This is a genomic window from Streptomyces sp. SJL17-4 (assembly GCF_036826855.1).
GTDB lineage: Bacteria > Actinomycetota > Actinomycetes > Streptomycetales > Streptomycetaceae > Streptomyces.
In genome coordinates this window covers 1,035,524-1,053,212 of the sequence record NZ_CP104578.1, presented here as the reverse complement: position 1 = coordinate 1,053,212, position 17,689 = coordinate 1,035,524, and the positions used below count along the sequence as shown (strand labels likewise).

The following is a 17,689-nucleotide window of genomic DNA, read 5'->3' as shown; positions in this document are numbered from 1 at the left end:
TTTCAGGGGGTCGGGGCCCTTCGCGGGCCCATTCACGGGGTGAGGGCGCGCAGGTGGTCGCGCAGCCCGATGCCGAACGCGGTGGGTGTGCCGTCGTACGAACTGATCAGCGCGGGCCCGGAGTTGCAGTTCCAGGTGTTCCAGGTCCAGCCGAGGTACGAGAGGCCGCGGTCGTCGAACCACTTCATGACGCGGTCGATGAACGCGTGTCCGCAGGTGTTCTCGCCGATCTCACCCGCGAGCAGAGGTACCTGTGCGGCTACCGGGGCGAGGGTGTCGTTCCAGCACGTCTCATTGGCGCAGGTGTTGAAGTTGTAGACGTGCCAGGCGGCGGCCAGATTCGCCGCCGAATCCGTGGGGCGGTACGTGAGCCACTGGCTCAGGTCGTTGGAGTACGCGATGCCGGGGACGAGGACGAGGTTCTTCGCCCCCGTGGCGCGGACGGCGTCCAGCAGGTCCTGCATGCCGGCGACCTCGTAGCCGATGCCGGGGCAGGTGCCGCCGTCGCGCCAGCAGGTCCACGCCTGGGTCGCGGTGGAGGTCGCCCGGTCCGGATAGGGCTCGTTGAACAGGTCGAAGACGACCCGCTTGTCGTTCTTGAAGGTGTTCGCCACCGAGGTCCAGAACGCCGGCGTGTACTGGGCGTTGGGCATCGGCTTCTGGCAGGAGGCGTGGACGTCGGCGCAGCCCGCGGAGTTGCCCGTGTACTGGCCGTACGTCCAGTGGAGTTCGACCACCGGGGTCATGCCGTGCGCGATGACCTTGGTGACCAGGTCCTTCACGGCGTTGATGTAGTTCGTGCCCCGGTACTCGGGCTTGATGTTGTCCAGGCCGAGCCAGCACTCCTCGTTGAGGGGGATGCGGACCGTGTTGGCCTTCCAGTCGGCGATCGCCTTGATCGAGGCGTCGTCGACGGGACCGTCCCAGATGCCGTAGCCCTGGACGCACATGAACTCGCCGCCGGAGCGGTTGACGCCGAGCAGACGGCGGACCGCGCCGTTCTGGTCGACGAACTTGTTGCCGACGACGCCGAGTTCGGGCGCGCCGGTGACCGGAGTCGGCGGCGGCTCGGTCGGCGGAGTCGTCGGGGGAGTGGTGGGCGGGGTGGTCGGAGGAGTGGTCGGGGGAGTCGTCGGAGTGGTGGGGGTGGGGGTCGGGGTCGGCGTGGGCCCGGTGGTGACGCAGGGCGTGCCGTTGAGCGTGAACGCGGTGGGGGCCGTGTTGGTCCCCGTCCACGAGGCGATGAATCCGGCCGTCACCTTCGCGCCCGTGCCGAGCGAGGCGTTCCAGCTCTCGTTCGTCACGGTGACGGAGGCGGCGGACTGGGACCACTTGCCGCCCCAGCCCTGGCTGACCACCTGGCCGGCCGGGAAGTCGAAGCCGAGGCTCCAACCGTCCAGCGCGGCGCTGTTGTTGGTGACGGTGAGGGCGCCCTGGTAGCCGCCGGACCATTGGCCGGCGACCGAGTGCTCCACCGTGCAAGCGGGTGCGGCCGCGGCTCCTGAGGCCGTACCCATGAGGGCGAACGCGGTGCTCGCCATCGTGAGCGCCACTCCGGAGAGCAGCGCGGACAGACGTGGGGGATGCATGAGCGAGTCCTCGCAGCGAGGGCACACCTGGCGGTGCGCCGACTGGATGGAATCGCTCCCACTGGGTCGGGGCAGACCGTAGCGGCAACTGACGCCAAGCAAAAGAGGAGTTGAGTAAATTCCCTGGGTTTTGGCTTCGACTTCCTCACACACCTTGACGGGGTGGCGCCCCAACTGCACAGTGGGAGCGCTCCCACTGGTCAAGGCTTGACCTTCGAACGTTTCAGCTCTTCGCACCCCCGACCTTCCGAGCCGCGAGGAGAACCACCCGCATGCCACGTCTCCGCCCGAGAACGCGATCCCGCCGGCAGCTGACCGCGCTGGCCGCGGCGCTCTCCCTCCCCCTCGGCCTCACGGCCGTCGGAGCCACGACGGCCCAGGCCGCCGCCGTCCAGTGCAGCGTCGACTACAAGACCAACGACTGGGGTTCGGGCTTCACCGCCGAACTCACGCTCACCAACCGGGCCACCGAGCCGCTGAACGGCTGGACGCTGACGTACTCCTACGCCGGCGACCAGAAGCTCACCAACGGCTGGAGCGGCACCTGGACCCAGTCCGGCAAGAACGTCACGGTGACCAACGCGTCCTGGAACGGCACCCTCGCAGCGGGGGCCGCCGCCACCACCGGAGCCCAGTTCACCTACAGCGGGGCCAACGCCGCCCCGACCGACTTCGCCGTCAACGGCACCACGTGCGCCGGCGCTCACCAGCCCCCCGTCGCCGTCCTCACCAGCCCCGCCCCGGGGGCCGTCTACAGCCAGGGCGACGCGGTGCCGCTCGCCGCGACGGCAGCCGCGGCCGACAGCGCCACCGTGAGCAAGGTGGAGTTCTACAGCGACACCACGCTCCTGGGCACGGACACCACCGCGCCGTTCACCCACAGCGCCGCCGGCCTCGCCACCGGCGCCCACTCCCTCTACGCCAAGGCCTACGACAGCCTCGGCGCCTCCGCCGAGTCGGCGCCCGTCGGCATCACCGTCGCCGCGGGCCCCTCGCTCGTCGCCGCCCCGAGCCAGCTCGGCGTGCGCCAGGGCGCCACCGGCACCTTCGACCTGAAGCTCTCCACCGCCCCCACCGCCAACGTCACGGTGAGCGTCGCCCGTACCTCGGGCAACACCAACCTCACCGCGACCCCGGCCGCGCTCACCTTCACCCCGGCGAACTGGAACACCGCCCAGAAGGTGACCGTCGCCGCCGCGGCCACCGGCACCGGCTCCGCCGTCTTCACCGCGACCGCCCCCGGCCACGCCAAGGCCGAGGTCACCGTCGCGCAGCTGGCCGCGAACTCCACGTACGACGCCCGCTTCCTCGACCTCCACGGGAAGATCACCAACCCGGCCAACGGCTACTTCTCGCCCGAGGGCATCCCGTACCACTCCGTCGAGACCCTGATCGTCGAGGCCCCCGACCACGGGCACGAGACGACCTCGGAGGCGTACAGCTACCTCATCTGGCTCCAGGCCATGTACGGCAAGATCACCGGCGACTGGACCAAGTTCAACGGCGCCTGGGACACCATGGAGAAATTCATGATCCCCACCCACGCCGACACGCCCACCACCGGCTCCTACAACGCCTCGAAGCCGGCGACGTACGCCCCTGAGTTGGACCTGCCCTCGCAGTACCCGGCCCGGCTCGACGGCGGAGTGACCTCCGGCTCCGACCCGATCGCCGGCGAGCTCAAGAGCGCCTACGGCACCGACGACATCTACGGCATGCACTGGATCCAGGACGTCGACAACGTCTACGGCTTCGGCAACGAGCCCGGCAAGTGCTCCGCAGGACCGACGGCGACCGGCCCCTCGTACATCAACACCTTCCAGCGCGGCCCGCAGGAGTCCGTCTGGGAGACCGTCACCCACCCGACCTGCGACAACTTCTCCTACGGCGGTAGGAACGGCTACCTCGACCTCTTCACAGGCGACGCCTCCTACGCCAAGCAGTGGAAGTTCACCAACGCCCCCGACGCCGACGCCCGCGCCGTCCAGGCCGCCTACTGGGCCGACCTCTGGGCCAAGGAGCAGGGCAAGGGGACACAGGTCTCCGCGACCGTCGGCAAGGCCGCCAAGATGGGCGACTACCTGCGGTACGCGATGTTCGACAAGTACTTCAAGAAGGTAGGCGACTGCGTCGGCCCGACCGCCTGCCCGGCCGGTACCGGCAAGGACAGCGCGACCTACCTGATGTCCTGGTACTACGCCTGGGGCGGCGCCACCGACACCTCCGCCGGATGGTCCTGGCGGATCGGTTCCAGCCACAACCACAGCGGTTACCAGAACCCGCTCGCCGCCTACGCGCTCAGCGAGTACGCCCCGCTCAAGCCCAAGTCGGCGACGGGCCAGGCCGACTGGGCGACCAGCCTCGACCGGCAGCTGGAGTTCTACCGCTGGCTCCAGTCCGACGAGGGCGCCATCGCGGGCGGCGCCACCAACAGCTGGCAGGGCCGCTACGCCACCCCGCCGGCCGGCACCCCCACCTTCCACGGCCTCTACTACGACGAGAAGCCCGTCTACCACGACCCCGCGTCCAACCAGTGGTTCGGCTTCCAGGCCTGGTCCATGGAGCGGGTCGCCGAGTACTACCAGCAGACCGGTGACGCCGCGGCGAAGACCGTCCTCGACAAGTGGGTCTCCTGGGCGCTGTCCAAGACCACGATCAACCCGGACGGCACCTACCGCATCCCCTCCACCCTCCAGTGGTCCGGCAAGCCCGACACCTGGAACGCGGCGAACCCCGGCGCCAACGCCGGGCTGCACGTCACCGTCGCCGACTACACGAACGACGTCGGCGTCGCCGCCGCCTACGCCAAGACCCTCACCTACTACGCGGCCAAGTCCGGCCACGCCGAGGCCAAGCGCGTCGCCAAGGCCCTGCTCGACGGCATGTGGGACCACCACCAGGACCCGCTGGGCATCGCCGTCGAGGAGACCCGCGCCGACTACAACCGCTTCGACGACCCCGTGTACGTCCCGACCGGCTGGACCGGGGCCATGCCGAACGGCGACACGGTGAACAACTCCTCCACCTTCGCCTCGATCCGCACCTTCTACCAGGACGACCCGGCCTGGCCGAAGATCGAGGCCTATCTCGCGGGCGGTGCCGCGCCCGTCTTCACGTACCACCGGTTCTGGGCCCAGGCGGACATCGCCCTGGCCATGGGCTCGTACGCGGAGCTGCTCGAATAACAGCCGCCCCGCACGGAGCGGTTCCGCGTACGACGAGGCCGGGCGGACCCCGAAAGGGGCCCGCCCGGCCTTCGGCCGTTCCCCCCCCGGGGCTGAGTACGCGTACTCAGGTCTCGTCGTCCGCGATCTTCCACACTGGTGCGCGAACGCCGGAACGTCTCAAGGGGACACGCATGGACCACGCCCTGCAGCTGCGCGCTGCCACGGCTCGCGATCACGACTGGATCCACGAACTGCGCCATCGTGTGTACGCGGAGGAGTTGGGCCAGCACGCGGTGGATCCGTCGGGGCGGCTGAGCGACGGACTCGACGGCGACAACGTGTATCTGGTGGCCGCCCGCGGGGAGACGCGGATCGGCTTCGTCAGCCTCACCCCGCCCTGGGTGGGCCGCTACGCCCTGGACAAGTACCTGACGCGCGAGGAGCTGCCGGTCCTGACGGAGGAGGAGCCGTTCGAGATCCGCATCCTGACCGTCGAGGAACGCTGGCGGTCCACCGCCGCGGCGCCGCTCCTCATGTACGCGGCGCTGCGCTGGGTCGCGGCGCGGGGCGGTCGCCGGGTGGTGGCGATGGGACGCACGGAGCTGCTCGACATGTACCTCGCCGCCGGGCTGCGGCCGGTGGGGCACACGGTCCGCTCGGGTGCCGTCTCGTTCGAGGTGCTGAGCGGCTCCGTGGCCGAGCTGACGAGGACGGTCGGGGAGCGCCACGGCCGGACACTGGAGCGATTGCGGGCAGGACTCGACTGGCGGCTGGACGTGCCGTTCGCGCCACGCGCGGACGGCTGTGAGCACGGCGGGGCCTTCTTCTCGGCGATCGGAACGGACTTCAGAACGCTGACGCGACGTCATGAGGTGGTGGCCGCCGATGTGTTGGACGCGTGGTTCGCACCGGCGCCGGCGGTCCGCGCGGCCCTGTCGGAGGACCCGGGATGGACGGCGCGGACCTCGCCGCCGACCGGCGCGGAAGGGCTGCTCGCGGAGCTCGCCGCGGTCCGTGGGCTGCCGTCGGAGTCACTGGTCGTCGGGGCGGGCTCGTCCGACCTGATCTTCCGTGCGTTCGGCCGGTGGCTGACGCCGGAGAGCCGGGTGCTCCTGCTCGACCCGAGCTACGGCGAGTACGCCCATGTCACCGAGCGCGTGATCGGCTGCCGGGTCGACCGGCTCCGGCTGCGCCGGGAGGACGGCTGGCTGCTCGATCCTGCCCGGCTCGCGGACGCGACCCGGAGCGGACGGTACGACCTCGTGGTGGTGGTCAATCCGAACAACCCGACCGGCGTCCACGCTCCCGCCGACGCCCTGCGCGCGGTGATCGAGGCCTCGCCCGCGCGGACCCGGTGGTGGATCGACGAGGCGTACCTGGGCTATGTCGATCCGGCGGACTCGCTGGCCGGGCTCGCCTCGGTCGACCCCCGGGTCGTGGTCTGCACCTCGCTGTCGAAGATGTACGCACTGTCGGGGATGCGGGCCGCCTATCTGGTGGCAGACCCGGAAACGGCAGGGGAGTTGCGCCGGTGGACGCCGCCGTGGCCCGTCAGCCTGCCGGCCCAGCTGGCCGCGGTGACGGCGCTGCGCGAACCCGCGTACTACGCGGAACGCTGGGCGCGCACCGCCGCGCTGCGCCGGGGGCTGGCCGACGGGCTCGCGGCGCTCGACGGGCTCGCCTCGGTCGACGAGGGGGTGGCGAACTTCCTCACCATGACCCTGCCGCCGGACGGGCCGAGCGCGGCCCGGCTGGTGCGCGAGTGCCGTCGCCACGACGTGTACCTGCGGGACCTGTCGCCGATGTCTCCCTCGTACGAGGGGCGGACCGTCCGTGTCGCCGTCCGCGACACGGCGGAGAACACGCGGATCGTGGCGGCGGTCCGGAGCGCCCTGGACGCGCTGCGGTCGCCGGTGGCGTCGGGGGCGCTGGGCGTGCCGGAGGCGCTGGGTGTGCCGGTGGGGTCGGGTGCGCGGGTGGCGACGGGTGTGTCGGTGGGTTCGGGTGCGCCGGTGGCGACGGGCGTGCCGGTGGGTTCGGGTGCGCCGGTGGCGCCGGACGTGTCGCTGGCATCGGTCGTGCCAGTGGCGTCCGGCGGGCCGGACGGGCGGGTCTCCGGGTGACGACGGTCGCCGGTCTCGTGCCCTACCTCGGCGGGGCACTGGCCGCCGGAGGACTCGCGGTGGCGGCGACCCGACGGCGCGAGCTGATGGTCCGCTGGTGCGTGTGGGCCCTCGGAGTACCCGTGGTCACCGCCGCGTTCTGGTTCGGCCCACCGGGGATCGCCGTGCTCGCGGCCGTGGTCGGGGTGGTCGCCGTGGCCGAGTACGGCGGACTGCTGAGCCTGGGCGCGGTGGACCGGGTGCTGCTCGGCGCGGCCGTCGTCGGGCTCGTCCTGACCGTCTGGCTCGCGCCCGGGGAGGTGCTCAGGGTCGCGGCGGTCGGAGCGCTCGCGATCGCCGGGGCGCCGCTGCTGTCGGGCGACGCCGAGCACGGGCTCCGCCGACTGACGGCGGGCCTGTTGGGGCTCGTGTGGCTGGGCGTCCTGGCCGGCCTCGTGTCGATGGGCGCGCTCGGTCTCGTACTCTTCGTGGCCGTGTCGATCGCCGACATCGTCGCGTACGCGGCGGGTCGCCGTCTCGGCGGCCCCCGGCTCTCCCCGCTGTCGCCCGCCAAGCGCTGGAGCGGCACCCTGGCCGGGGCGGCCGCTGGTCTCGGCACGCTCGCCGTGCTGTCGTCCCTGACGTGGCAGACGGCGCTCGCCGTCGCGGTCGGGGGCCCGCTCGGCGACCTGCTGGAGTCGATGGTCAAGAGGGGCGCCCACGCCAAGGACGCCGGCCGTTGGCTGCCCGGCTCCGGCGGTCTGCTCGACCGGATCGACTCCCTCCTCGTCGCCCTGGCGGTGGTACTGGTCCTGGGCTGAGGTCCATTGACGCGCGCGAGCTCCCCTCCTACGTTCTCGTTCGGACATACGACCGTTGGTCGATATGTCGAACGTCCTGAACGAGAACGTAGGAGGGAATCGCGTGTCCCGCACCGAACGCACCACCCGCACCGCTCGTTTCACCCTCGACCCCGACTTCACCGTCGGCCCCGTCGACCCCCGACTCTTCGGCTCCTTCGTCGAGCACCTCGGCCGCTGCGTCTACACCGGCATCCACGAGCCCGGCCACCCCGCCGCCGACGAGGACGGACTCCGCACCGACGTGCTGGAACTCGTCCGCGAGCTGGGGGTCACCGCGATCCGCTACCCCGGCGGCAACTTCGTCTCCGGCTACCGCTGGGAGGACGGTGTCGGGCCCGTCGAGGAGCGCCCGCGTCGACTCGACGTCGCCTGGCGGTCCACCGAGACCAACCGCTTCGGCCTGGGCGAGTTCATCGCCTTCCTGCGGAAGGTCGGCCCGCAGGCCGAGCCGATGATGGCGCTCAACCTCGGCACCCGGGGCATCACCGAGGCGATGGACCTCGTCGAGTACGCCAACCACCCCGGCGGCACCGAACTCTCCGACCGCCGGGTCGCCCACGGCGACAAGGACCCCTTCGGCATCCGCCTCTGGTGCCTGGGCAACGAGATGGACGGCACCTGGCAGACCGGGCAGAAGACCGCCGAGGAGTACGGCCGGCTCGCCGCCCAGACCGCGCGTGCCCTGCGTCAGATCGACCCCGGCCTCGAACTCGTCGCCTGCGGCAGCTCCGCGCGCGGACTTCCCACCTTCGCCGCCTGGGAGGCCACCGTCCTCGCCGAGACGTACGAGGTCGTCGACCACGTCTCGCTGCACGCCTACTACGAGGAGACCGACGGCGACCGCGACTCCTTCCTCGCCTCGGCCGTCGAGATGGAGGCCTTCATCCAGGAGGTCGTCGCCACCTGCGACCACGTCGGGGCGCGGCTGAAGTCGGCGAAGCGGCTCACCCTCTCCTTCGACGAGTGGAACGTCTGGTACCAGCGCAGGCCCAACCCCCACCCGGTGGAGGACTGGCAGGAGGCCCCGCGCCTCCTGGAGGACGTCTACACGGTCACCGACGCCGTCGTGTTCGGCAGCCTCCTCATCACCCTGCTCCGGCACGCCGACCGGGTCGCCGTCGCCTGTCTCGCCCAGCTGGTCAACGTGATCGCCCCGATCATGACCGAGCCCGGCGGCCCCGCCTGGCGCCAGACCACCTTCTTCCCCTTCGCCCAGGCCTCCCGGTACGGCCGGGGAACCGTCCTCGACGTGCGCGTCGACTCGCCGACTTATCCCACGGAGCGGTACGGCGACGTCCCGCTGCTGCACGCCACGGCCGTACGCGACGAGGACGGCGGTGTCACCGTCTTCGCGGTCAACCGTGGCCGGAACGCGCCCCTGACACTCGACGTCGCCCTGCGCGGACTCGAACTGAGCCGGGTCGTCGAGCACAGCGCGCTCGCGGACGCGGACCCGGAGGCGTCCAACACCCTCGACGAGCCGGAGCGGGTCGCGCCGCACGCGGTGACGGGTGCGACGCTCGTGGACGGGACGCTGCGGGCCGTCCTGGAGCCGATGTCGTGGAACGTGATCCGGCTGCGCTGACGGCCACATCGCGGGACGCTCCGGCAGCCTTGTTTGAATCCTTTCACTACCCCCGTCCGGCGCTCGCACTTCGAAGCGCTTCGAAAGATCCTGTCCGAAGCGTTGACGTGGCTGGCAGGCGAACCTACTTTGTCCCAGCAAGCGCTTTCCTGAAACGTTCAAATCACACGCGCGGGAGGACGAACTGTGCGTACTCAAAGCACTGTCGACCGTCGGAATCTGCTGAAGTTCGCAGGCGGGTCACTGGCGGCACTCGGCCTGACCGCCGCGGGATGCGGCACCGGCTCCGGATCCGGGGACGGCACCGTCACCCTCCGGTACGCCTGGTGGGGCTCCGATGACCGGGCCAAGCGGATCAACCAGACGATCGCCCTCTTCGAGAAGAAGCACCCGAAGATCAAGATCAAGACCGACTTCCAGCCGTACGCCGACTTCTGGAAGAAGTTCAACACCCAGGCCTCGGGCGGCAACGCCCCCGACGTCTTCCAGAACGCCATCGGCTTCCTGCGCAAGTACGACGCGAAGAACGTCCTGCTCGACCTGCGCGAGCAGGCCGAGCAGGGCAACCTCCGGCTCGACGGCTTCCGGGCCGGCCTGGAGAAGTTCGGCGAGGTCGACGGCAAGCTCCTCGGCATACCCGTCGGCAGCAACTCGATGGCCCTGGTCGTCGACCAGACCGTCTTCGGCAAGGCGGGCGTCGCCCCCAAGGCCGGGTGGACCTGGGACGAGTACCACGCCGCCCTCGCCAAGATCCGCGACACCCAGGGCCGCGCCGGAGACGCCGGCCCCTACGGAATCATGTACCTGTACGACCTCTACCTGCGCCAGCAGGGCAAGGCCTTCTTCACCACCGCCGGACTCGGCTTCACCGAGGCGGATCTGACGGACTGGTGGACCAAGGCGCACCAGGGTGTGAAGTCCGGCATCTACGCCGACCCGAAGCGGACCATCCAGGCCAAGCCGAAGTCGGCGGTCACCGCCGAACTCGCCGCCTGCGAGTTCACCTGGGACAACTTCACCGTCCGCTACGCCTCCGAGGGCAAGAGCCAGTACGGTCTCGCCCCCATCCCGACCACCGACGGCCGAAAGACCGGCCAGTACCTCGGCTCGCTCATGCTCAGCGGCTCCCGGCGCACCAAGCACCCCAAGGAAGTAGCCCAGTTCATCGACTTCATGGTGCACGACCCGGAGGTCGGGAAGATCATGGGCTACGACCGCGGCGTCCCGGCCACCACGGCCCAGTACGACGCGTACGTGCCGAGCGACGCGGTCGGCAAGCAGATCGCCGCGTACGAGAAGCAGCTGGTGGAGTCCCGCGTCCTGGAGCCCATCACTCCGCACCCGGCGGGCGCCGACGTCACCGAGGCCGCCTTCCTGCGGCTCGGCGAGGAGATGTCGCTGGGCACGAGGCCCGTCCCGGACGCGGTGAAGCAGTTCTTCACCGAGGCGAAGACGGCGCTCTCCGCCTGATGGACGCCGCCGTGACCTCCGTACCGAACGCCGGGTCGAACCCCGTACCGCACCCCGTGCCGCCGACCGTGCCGGAGCCGACGACCGCAGCCGCGGACGTCGGCCCCGGCGGGACGCGCCCGCGCCCGAAGCCCGGCGGCACCGGGCAGAGCGGCGGGGCGGGCCGGAAGGGCGGCGCCGGGCCGCGCGGCCGGGCCCGCCGTGAGAACCTCGCCGGCTATCTCTTCATGTCCCCCTGGATCGCCGGCTTCCTCCTGCTCACCGCGGGGCCCATGGTCGCCTCGCTCTACTTCGCGTTCACCGACTACAACCTCTTCGACGCCCCGCAGTGGGTCGGCTTCGACAACTTCACCGAGATGTTCGGCGACCCCCGCTGGCGCACCTCCGTCGAGGTGACCAGCTGGTACGTGGTGATCGGCACCCCGCTCAAACTCGCCGCGGCACTCGGCGTCGCGCTGCTGCTCAACCAGAGCCGCCGCGGACAGGGCTTCTACCGGGCCGCGTTCTACGCCCCCTCGCTCGTCGGCGCCAGTGTCTCCATCGCCATCGTCTGGCGGGCGCTGTTCTCCGACGGGGCCGCCATCGACCGCGGACAGCAGTTCCTCGGCATGGAGGCCGGCGGCTGGATCGGCGACCCCGACCGGATCATCTACAGCCTCGTCGCGCTCACGGTCTGGCAGTTCGGCGCCCCCATGGTCATCTTCCTGGCCGGACTCAAACAGGTGCCGCGCGAGCTGTACGAGGCGGCGCAGGTCGACGGCGCGGGCCCCTGGCGGAGATTCTGGAGCATCACCCTGCCGATGATCTCCCCGGTGCTCTTCTTCAACGTGCTCCTGGAGACCATCCACTCCTTCCAGATCTTCGGATCGGCCTACATCATCGGCAGCCAGGGCAACGCCTGCGGACCGGCCGACGGCACCCTCGTCTACACCTGCTACCTCTACATCCAGGGCTTCGAGAACAGCCGGATGGGCCTCGCCTCGGCGATGGCATGGATGCTGCTGCTCGCCGTCGCCCTGGTCACGGCGTTCCTTTTCTGGTCCCAGCGGCGCTGGGTGCACTACGAGGAGGGGGCCCGATGAGCCTCGTACGCACCCGGACCGGCGCGCGGGCGGGAGCGGGCCGCTCGGCCGGCTCGCTCGCCTGGCACCTCGGAGCCCTCGCCGTCCTCGCGGTCATCCTCTACCCCGTGGTGTGGGTCATCGGTGGCTCCTTCAAGCCGAACGACGAGATCGTCGGCAGCCTCTCCCTCTTCCCCACCGAACCCATCACCGACAACTACCGGCGCCTCGCCGACGGCATCGCCGACATCCCCATCACCACCTTCTTCGGCAACTCCCTCTTCCTGGCCGTCGGTTCGGTCATCGGCGTGGTCCTCTCCAGCTCCCTCGCGGCCTACGCCTTCGCCAAGGTCCGCTTCGCCGGGCGCGGACTGCTCTTCACCGCGATGATCGGCACGCTGCTCCTGCCGTACCACGTGCTGCTCATCCCGCAGTACGTGCTGTTCCAGAAGCTCGAACTCATCAACACCTACACGCCGTTGCTGCTCGGCAAGTACCTGGCCACAGATGCCTTCTTCGTCTTCCTGATGCTCCAGTTCATGCGTGGACTGCCGAAGGAACTCGACGAGGCGGCGCGGCTCGACGGCTGCGGGCACCTGCGGACGTACTGGTCGATCGTGCTGCCGCTGTGCCGCCCCGCGCTCATCACCAGCGCGATCTTCACCTTCATCAACGCGTGGAACGACTTCATGGGCCCGCTGATCTACCTCAACGAACCCGAGAAGTACACGGTCTCGCTCGGCCTCAAGATGTTCGTCGACCAGGACGGCGTCGCCAACTACGGCGGCATGATCGCGATGTCGCTGGTGGCACTGCTGCCGGTGGTCGCGTTCTTCCTCGCCTTCCAGCGGTACCTCATCGACGGCATGGCCACGTCCGGCCTCAAGGGCTGAGGGGCGGTGCCGAGATGAGAGCCCGGTTCCTGGCGCGGTTCGCCGTCTTCGCCGAGTGTCTGCTCGTGGGGGTGTGGATCGCCGTCGCCGCGCTGCCCCTCGTCACGCTCCCGGCGGCGCTCGCGGCCGGCGCGGCGCACCTGCGGCGCTGGACGGGGGACGAGGAGAGCGGACTGCGGTTCTTCGTCGCCGACGTGCGTGCGGCGCTGAAGGGCGGGGGCCTGTCGGCGGGCCTCGGCTACGGGGCCGTGCTCGCCCTGGTGGCCGCCGACCTCGCGTTCGTACGGGCGCTGCCGGTGCCCGGCGGGCGGGCCGTGGGCGCCCTCGCGATCCTCGCGGCGCTCTGGCTGACCGTCGCCCTGCTGCGGGCGGCCACGACGTGGCGGCCTGGCCTGCGCTGGCGGGCCCTGCTCGGCCCCGCGGCGCGCCGAGCGCTGCGCGACCCGGCGGGCTCCCTGCTCGTCGTCTGCGGCCTGGCGGTGATCGCCGCGTCGGCCTGGTTCTCCGCACCGCTGGCCCTGCCGGCCCTGGGCATCCTGGTCGCGGCGACGCTGGCGACGGAACGCCGCGCGGCCCTACCGGGCGCCTGACCCCCCCGTTGTGGGCCGCGCCCACGCCGCCCCCCCCGTTGTGGCTTTCGCCCCGCCGGGGCGGTGCCCCCCGCCACCCCCGTTGTGGGCAATCGTCCCGCAGGGTGGGACGGGCGGGCACAACGGACGGCGCCCCGTGCCGGGCCTAGGCTCCCGCGCCTGGACCCGCACCGGGTGCGCGCCGCGATTGTTGGTGCGGGTCCAGGCACAAGGGGCGGAGGCGCCGCCAGAGGGCGCCGTCCCGTGTGCCCACCCGTCCCGCCCTGCGGGACAACTGCCCACACGGAGGGGGCGGCGGCCGACCGACGTGGCCCCCGTCCCCCGTACCTTCCGCTTCCGCACGCATGCCATCCGCATGCCCATGAAAGGAGATCCCGTGTCCGCCATACCTCGTCGCTCCCTCCTCAAGGCCGCCGCCGTGGCCGGGGCCGCCGCTCAGTTCAGCTGGGCGCTCGGGCGTGGGGACGCCCGGGCCGCCGTACCCGCGGAGGTTCCGGCGGCCGACCGGCCCGCGAGCGTCAGCTGGCTGGAGCCCGGTGGGCTCGGCGCCGCCGCCGGGTCGACCTTCGGCGTCGCCTGGCCCAAGGGCGTCCACCCCGGCGACCGGGCCTTCGCCCTCACCACCGCCGACGGCGCCGACGTCCCCGTACAGACCTGGACCACCGCCCGCTGGCCCGACGGCTCCCTCAAGTGGACCGCGCACGCCGTCGGGCCCGAGGCCGCCGGGGCCGAGCGGTTCACCCTCGCGCCCGGCACCCCCGCGACCGCCGCGAAGACCGTCTCCGTCACCGAGACCGGCCGCCGGATCACCATCGACACCGGCACCGTCCGGGCCGTCGTCTCCAAGGACGGCGGGAAGCTCGTCGAGTCCGTGACCCGCGACGGCGTGAAGATCGCCACCGACGGCCGGCTCGTCCTGCTCCGGCAGAGCGACCTCGACGACGGCGACCAGGGCAACGCCAAGTGGGAGCGGTTCGACGGCGAGATCTCCGGCGCCGTCGTCGAACAGCGCGGTCCCGTCCGGGCCGTGGTCCGCGTCGACGGCAAGCACCGCAAGGGCAGCCGCAGCTGGCTGCCGTTCTCGGTCCGCCTCTACTTCTACGCGGGCTCCGAGTCGTTCCGTATGGTCCACACGATCACCTACGACGGCGACCAGAACAAGGACTTCATCCGCGGGCTCGGAGTCCGCTTCACCGTCCCGATGCGCGACGCCGCCTACGACCGGCACGTCCGGATCGCCGGCGAGGGCGCCGGATTCCTCACCGAGGCCGTCCAGGGCGTCACCGGACTGCGCCGCGACCCCGGCGCCGCCGTCCGCACCGCCCAGGTCAAGGGGGAGAAGCTGCCCGACCCCGCCACCTGGGACCAGCGCGTCACCACCCGCATGCAGTACGTCCCGACCTGGGGCGACTACACCCTCGCCCAGCTCTCCGCCGACGGCTTCGCCCTCCGCAAGCGCACCAAGCCCGGCCGCGGCTGGATACCGGCGGGCGGCGGCCGGCGCGCGAGCGGCTTCGGCTACGTCGGCGGCGTGACCGGCGGACTCTCCTTCGGCCTGCGGGACTTCTGGCAGAAGCACCCCGCCCAGCTCGACATCCGGAACGCCGCCGGCGACGAGGCCGAGGTCACACTCTGGCTCTGGTCGCCCGAGGCCCAGCCCATGGACCTGCGCTTCTACCACGACGGCATGGGCCAGGACACCTTCCCCGAGCAGCTCGAAGGCCTCAACATCACCTACGAGGACCACGAGCCCGGCTTCGGCACTCCCTACGGCATCGCCCGCACCAGTGAGCTGATGTTCTGGGCCAACGCCGCCACCCCCACCGCCTCGACGCTCGTCGACCAGGCCGCCGCCGTCCGTACCCCGCCCCAGCTCGCCGTCAGCCCCGAAGACCTCGTCCGCGCCCGGGTGTTCGGCGGACTGTTCTCACCCGTCGACCGCTCCACCCCCGCCAGGGCGACGATCGAGGACCGCCTCGACTACCTCTTCACCTACTACAAGGACCAGGTGGAGCAGCGCCGTTGGTACGGCTTCTGGGACTACGGCGACATCATGCACACCTACGACGAGGACCGGCACCAGTGGCGGTACGACGTCGGCGGCTACGCCTGGGACAACTCCGAGCTCTCGCCCGACCTGTGGCTCTGGTACGCCTACCTCCGCTCCGGCCGCGCCGACATCTTCCGCTTCGCCGAGGCCATGACCCGGCACACCGGCGAGGTCGACGTCTACCACCTCGGTACGTGGGCCGGCCTCGGCACCCGCCACGGCGTCCAGCACTTCGCCGACAGCGCGAAGCAGCAGCGCATCTCCACCGCCGTCTACCGCCGCCCCTACTACTTCCTCACCGCCGACGAACGCGTCGGCGACCTCATGCACGACCTGGTCGACTCCGACGAGACCTTCCTCGCCCTCGACCCCATCCGCAAGATCCGCACCGAGCCCTACACCCCCGACCGGCACGCCCTCTCCATCGGCTTCGGCACCGACTGGAGCGGTCTCGCCGCCGCCTGGCTCACCGAATGGGAGCGCGGCGGACCCAAGGCCGCCAAGGCCGAGGCCCGGCTGCGCTCCACCATGGAGACCATCGCCGCCCAGCCCAACGGCTTCGTCCAGGGCACCGGTCTCTACGACCTCGACACCGGCCGGTTCGCCGTCGCGACCGAACCCGTCGTCGGCGTCTCCCATCTCTCCGCCATGTTCGGCCTGGTCGAGATGTGCGCCGAGCTCATCGACCTCGTCGACATGCCGCAGTTCAAGAGCGCCTGGCTCGATTACTGCCGCTACTTCAACGCCACCAAGACCGAACAGGCCGCCCGCTACGGCAAGAACTTCGGCACCCTCCTCCTCTTCCAGGGCCACTCGCGCCAGGACGCCTACGCGGCCGCCCAGTCGAACGACACCAAGCTCGCCCAGCGCGCCTGGGCCAAGTTCGACAAGAGCGACGGCTACACCGCCGCCATGGTCTGGAACAAGACACCCGTCCAGGGGCCGGCCGCCCTCGAACCGGGCTACGAACACCTGTGGATCAGCACCAACACCACGGCCCTGTACGGCCTGGCCGCCATCCAGAACCTCGCCCTCGTCGGCGACCACCTGCCCGCGTGACCACCGGAGGCCACCCGATGAGGACGACAGCGCTGCTCGCCGCGGCGGCGACCCTGCTCGGCACCCTCGCCGCCGCACCCACCGCCCACGCCGACGGCTCGTACGGCCAGGGCCTCGACCACTGCACCACCACGGACACCGGCCCCCTCGCCTGCCACTTCGACGTCCCGCCCGGCACGTACGACATCACCGTGACGCTCGGCGGCGACACCGCCGGCTCCACGGCCGTCACCGGCGAGACCCGGCGGGCGCTGCTCCCCGAGACCGCCACCGGCGCCGGGCAGTACGTCCGCCGCTCGTTCACCGTGGACGTACGCGATCCGGAGGGCGAGCCCACCGGACCGGCCGGAAGCCCCGGACTCGACCTGGTGCTCGGCGGCTCCGCACCGCGTGTCACCGCGCTCCGGGTCACCCCCGCCCGCTCGGCCCGCCGGCTCTTCCTCGTCGGCGACTCGACCGTCTGCGACCAGCCGGGCGAGCCGTACACCGGCTGGGGCCAGCTCCTCCCCGCCCGGCTGAAGCGGGGGATCGCGGTCGCCAACCACGCCGACTCCGGCGAGAGCACCGTCACCTTCCTGGCGAACCCGGCCCTCTTCGACCGGGTCGAGGCCGCGATCCGGCCCGGCGACCCCGTCCTGATCCAGCTCGCCCACAACGACAAGCAGACGGACGCCGCCACCTATCGCGCGAACCTCACCACCCTGGTCGAGCGGGTACGGGCCCGGGGCGGCGAACCCGTCCTCGTCACCCCTGTCGTCCGCCGCTGGTTCAACGCCGACGGCACCCTGAACAACGGCACCGCCCTGCTCGTGAACGGCCTCGGCGTGGACCATCCCGCCGAGATCCGCGCCCTCGCCGCGACCCTCGGCACCCCCCTCGTCGACCTCACCGCCCTCACCAGGGCGCGGGTCGAGGAGCTGGGTCCCGAGGCCTCCAAGGCGCTCTATCTGACGACGGAGAAGCGGGACAACACCCACACCTCGGTGCGCGGGGCCACGGAGTACGCGGCCCTCGTCGCGGCGGAGCTGCGGGCCCGTGGCATCGTCCCCGAGCGTCTGATCCGGTAGGCCGGGTCCGAAGGGCGTCCTCCTTGGACGCCCTGGCCGAAACCCACCGACTATGCCGGTGCTCACCGCCGCCGTGACGCTCCACGGCGGCGTCACCGCATCCCGGGGGGATTTCATGGACGCCTACAACGTGCCGGTCGGACCGGCCGTCGTGCGGGCCCGCGCTTCAGATTCCGGGCAGCCACACGTACCC

The 17,689-nt window shown here is 71.3% G+C and carries 11 protein-coding genes; 10 read left to right on the top strand and 1 reads right to left on the bottom strand.

Annotated elements, in window-relative coordinates; genetic code table 11:
- Positions 1-32: 32 nt before the first annotated feature.
- Positions 33-1,541: a cellulase family glycosylhydrolase gene (locus tag N5875_RS04510; protein ID WP_338499088.1), complete on the bottom strand. Its 1,509-nt coding sequence runs from the start codon at positions 1,539-1,541 to the stop codon at positions 33-35.
- Between the two features lie 320 nt (positions 1,542-1,861).
- Here N5875_RS04510 and N5875_RS04505 point away from each other — a divergent pair, with 320 nt between their 5' ends.
- The 10 genes from N5875_RS04505 to N5875_RS04460 all read left to right on the top strand — a co-directional run bounded on the left by N5875_RS04505 (position 1,862) and on the right by N5875_RS04460 (position 17,496).
- The gene (locus N5875_RS04505; protein WP_338491987.1) at positions 1,862-4,774 is read left to right on the top strand and encodes a glycoside hydrolase family 48 protein; all 2,913 of its coding nucleotides are present in this window, start codon (positions 1,862-1,864) and stop codon (positions 4,772-4,774) included.
- Between the two features lie 173 nt (positions 4,775-4,947).
- Positions 4,948-6,879 carry an aminotransferase class I/II-fold pyridoxal phosphate-dependent enzyme gene (locus N5875_RS04500; protein ID WP_338491985.1) on the top strand — a complete coding sequence of 644 codons (1,932 nt, stop codon included), beginning with the start codon at positions 4,948-4,950 and terminating at the stop codon, positions 6,877-6,879.
- On the top strand, positions 6,876-7,679 hold the full coding sequence (locus N5875_RS04495; RefSeq protein ID WP_338491984.1) for a phosphatidate cytidylyltransferase: 804 nt from the start codon (positions 6,876-6,878) through the stop codon (positions 7,677-7,679). The genes N5875_RS04500 and N5875_RS04495 overlap by 4 nt, the downstream gene beginning before the upstream one ends.
- A gap of 103 nt (positions 7,680-7,782) precedes the next feature.
- Positions 7,783-9,306, top strand: a complete 1,524-nt coding sequence (locus N5875_RS04490; protein ID WP_338491983.1) for an alpha-N-arabinofuranosidase — start codon at positions 7,783-7,785, stop codon at positions 9,304-9,306.
- A 186-nt stretch (positions 9,307-9,492) separates the two neighbouring features.
- Positions 9,493-10,776, top strand: a complete 1,284-nt coding sequence (locus N5875_RS04485; protein ID WP_338491981.1) for an extracellular solute-binding protein — start codon at positions 9,493-9,495, stop codon at positions 10,774-10,776.
- Positions 10,776-11,858 (top strand): sugar ABC transporter permease, encoded by a 1,083-nt coding sequence (locus tag N5875_RS04480; protein WP_318209339.1) that lies wholly within the window; start codon positions 10,776-10,778, stop codon positions 11,856-11,858. Before N5875_RS04485 ends, N5875_RS04480 begins: the two co-directional genes overlap by 1 nt.
- The gene (locus N5875_RS04475; RefSeq protein ID WP_338491979.1) at positions 11,855-12,730 is read left to right on the top strand and encodes a carbohydrate ABC transporter permease; all 876 of its coding nucleotides are present in this window, start codon (positions 11,855-11,857) and stop codon (positions 12,728-12,730) included. Before N5875_RS04480 ends, N5875_RS04475 begins: the two co-directional genes overlap by 4 nt.
- A 14-nt stretch (positions 12,731-12,744) precedes the next feature.
- Positions 12,745-13,320 (top strand): hypothetical protein, encoded by a 576-nt coding sequence (locus tag N5875_RS04470; protein ID WP_318209337.1) that lies wholly within the window; start codon positions 12,745-12,747, stop codon positions 13,318-13,320.
- Between the two features lie 376 nt (positions 13,321-13,696).
- On the top strand, positions 13,697-16,429 hold the full coding sequence (locus N5875_RS04465; protein WP_338491977.1) for a Tat pathway signal sequence domain protein: 2,733 nt from the start codon (positions 13,697-13,699) through the stop codon (positions 16,427-16,429).
- A 17-nt stretch (positions 16,430-16,446) separates the two neighbouring features.
- The gene (locus N5875_RS04460; RefSeq protein ID WP_318209335.1) at positions 16,447-17,496 is read left to right on the top strand and encodes a rhamnogalacturonan acetylesterase; all 1,050 of its coding nucleotides are present in this window, start codon (positions 16,447-16,449) and stop codon (positions 17,494-17,496) included.
- Positions 17,497-17,689: the final 193 nt, after the last annotated feature.

Bases quoted from the DNA above. Each gene is read 5' to 3' on its own strand.
- N5875_RS04510 (WP_338499088.1), bottom strand. From the start codon at position 1,541: ATGGCGAGCACCGCGTTCGCCCTCATGGGTACGGCCTCAGGAGCCGCG.
- N5875_RS04505 (WP_338491987.1), top strand. From the start codon at position 1,862: ATGCCACGTCTCCGCCCGAGAACGCGATCCCGCCGGCAGCTGACCGCG.
- N5875_RS04500 (WP_338491985.1), top strand. From the start codon at position 4,948: ATGGACCACGCCCTGCAGCTGCGCGCTGCCACGGCTCGCGATCACGAC.
- N5875_RS04480 (WP_318209339.1), top strand. From the start codon at position 10,776: ATGGACGCCGCCGTGACCTCCGTACCGAACGCCGGGTCGAACCCCGTA.
- N5875_RS04475 (WP_338491979.1), top strand. From the start codon at position 11,855: ATGAGCCTCGTACGCACCCGGACCGGCGCGCGGGCGGGAGCGGGCCGC.
- N5875_RS04470 (WP_318209337.1), top strand. From the start codon at position 12,745: ATGAGAGCCCGGTTCCTGGCGCGGTTCGCCGTCTTCGCCGAGTGTCTG.
- N5875_RS04460 (WP_318209335.1), top strand. From the start codon at position 16,447: ATGAGGACGACAGCGCTGCTCGCCGCGGCGGCGACCCTGCTCGGCACC.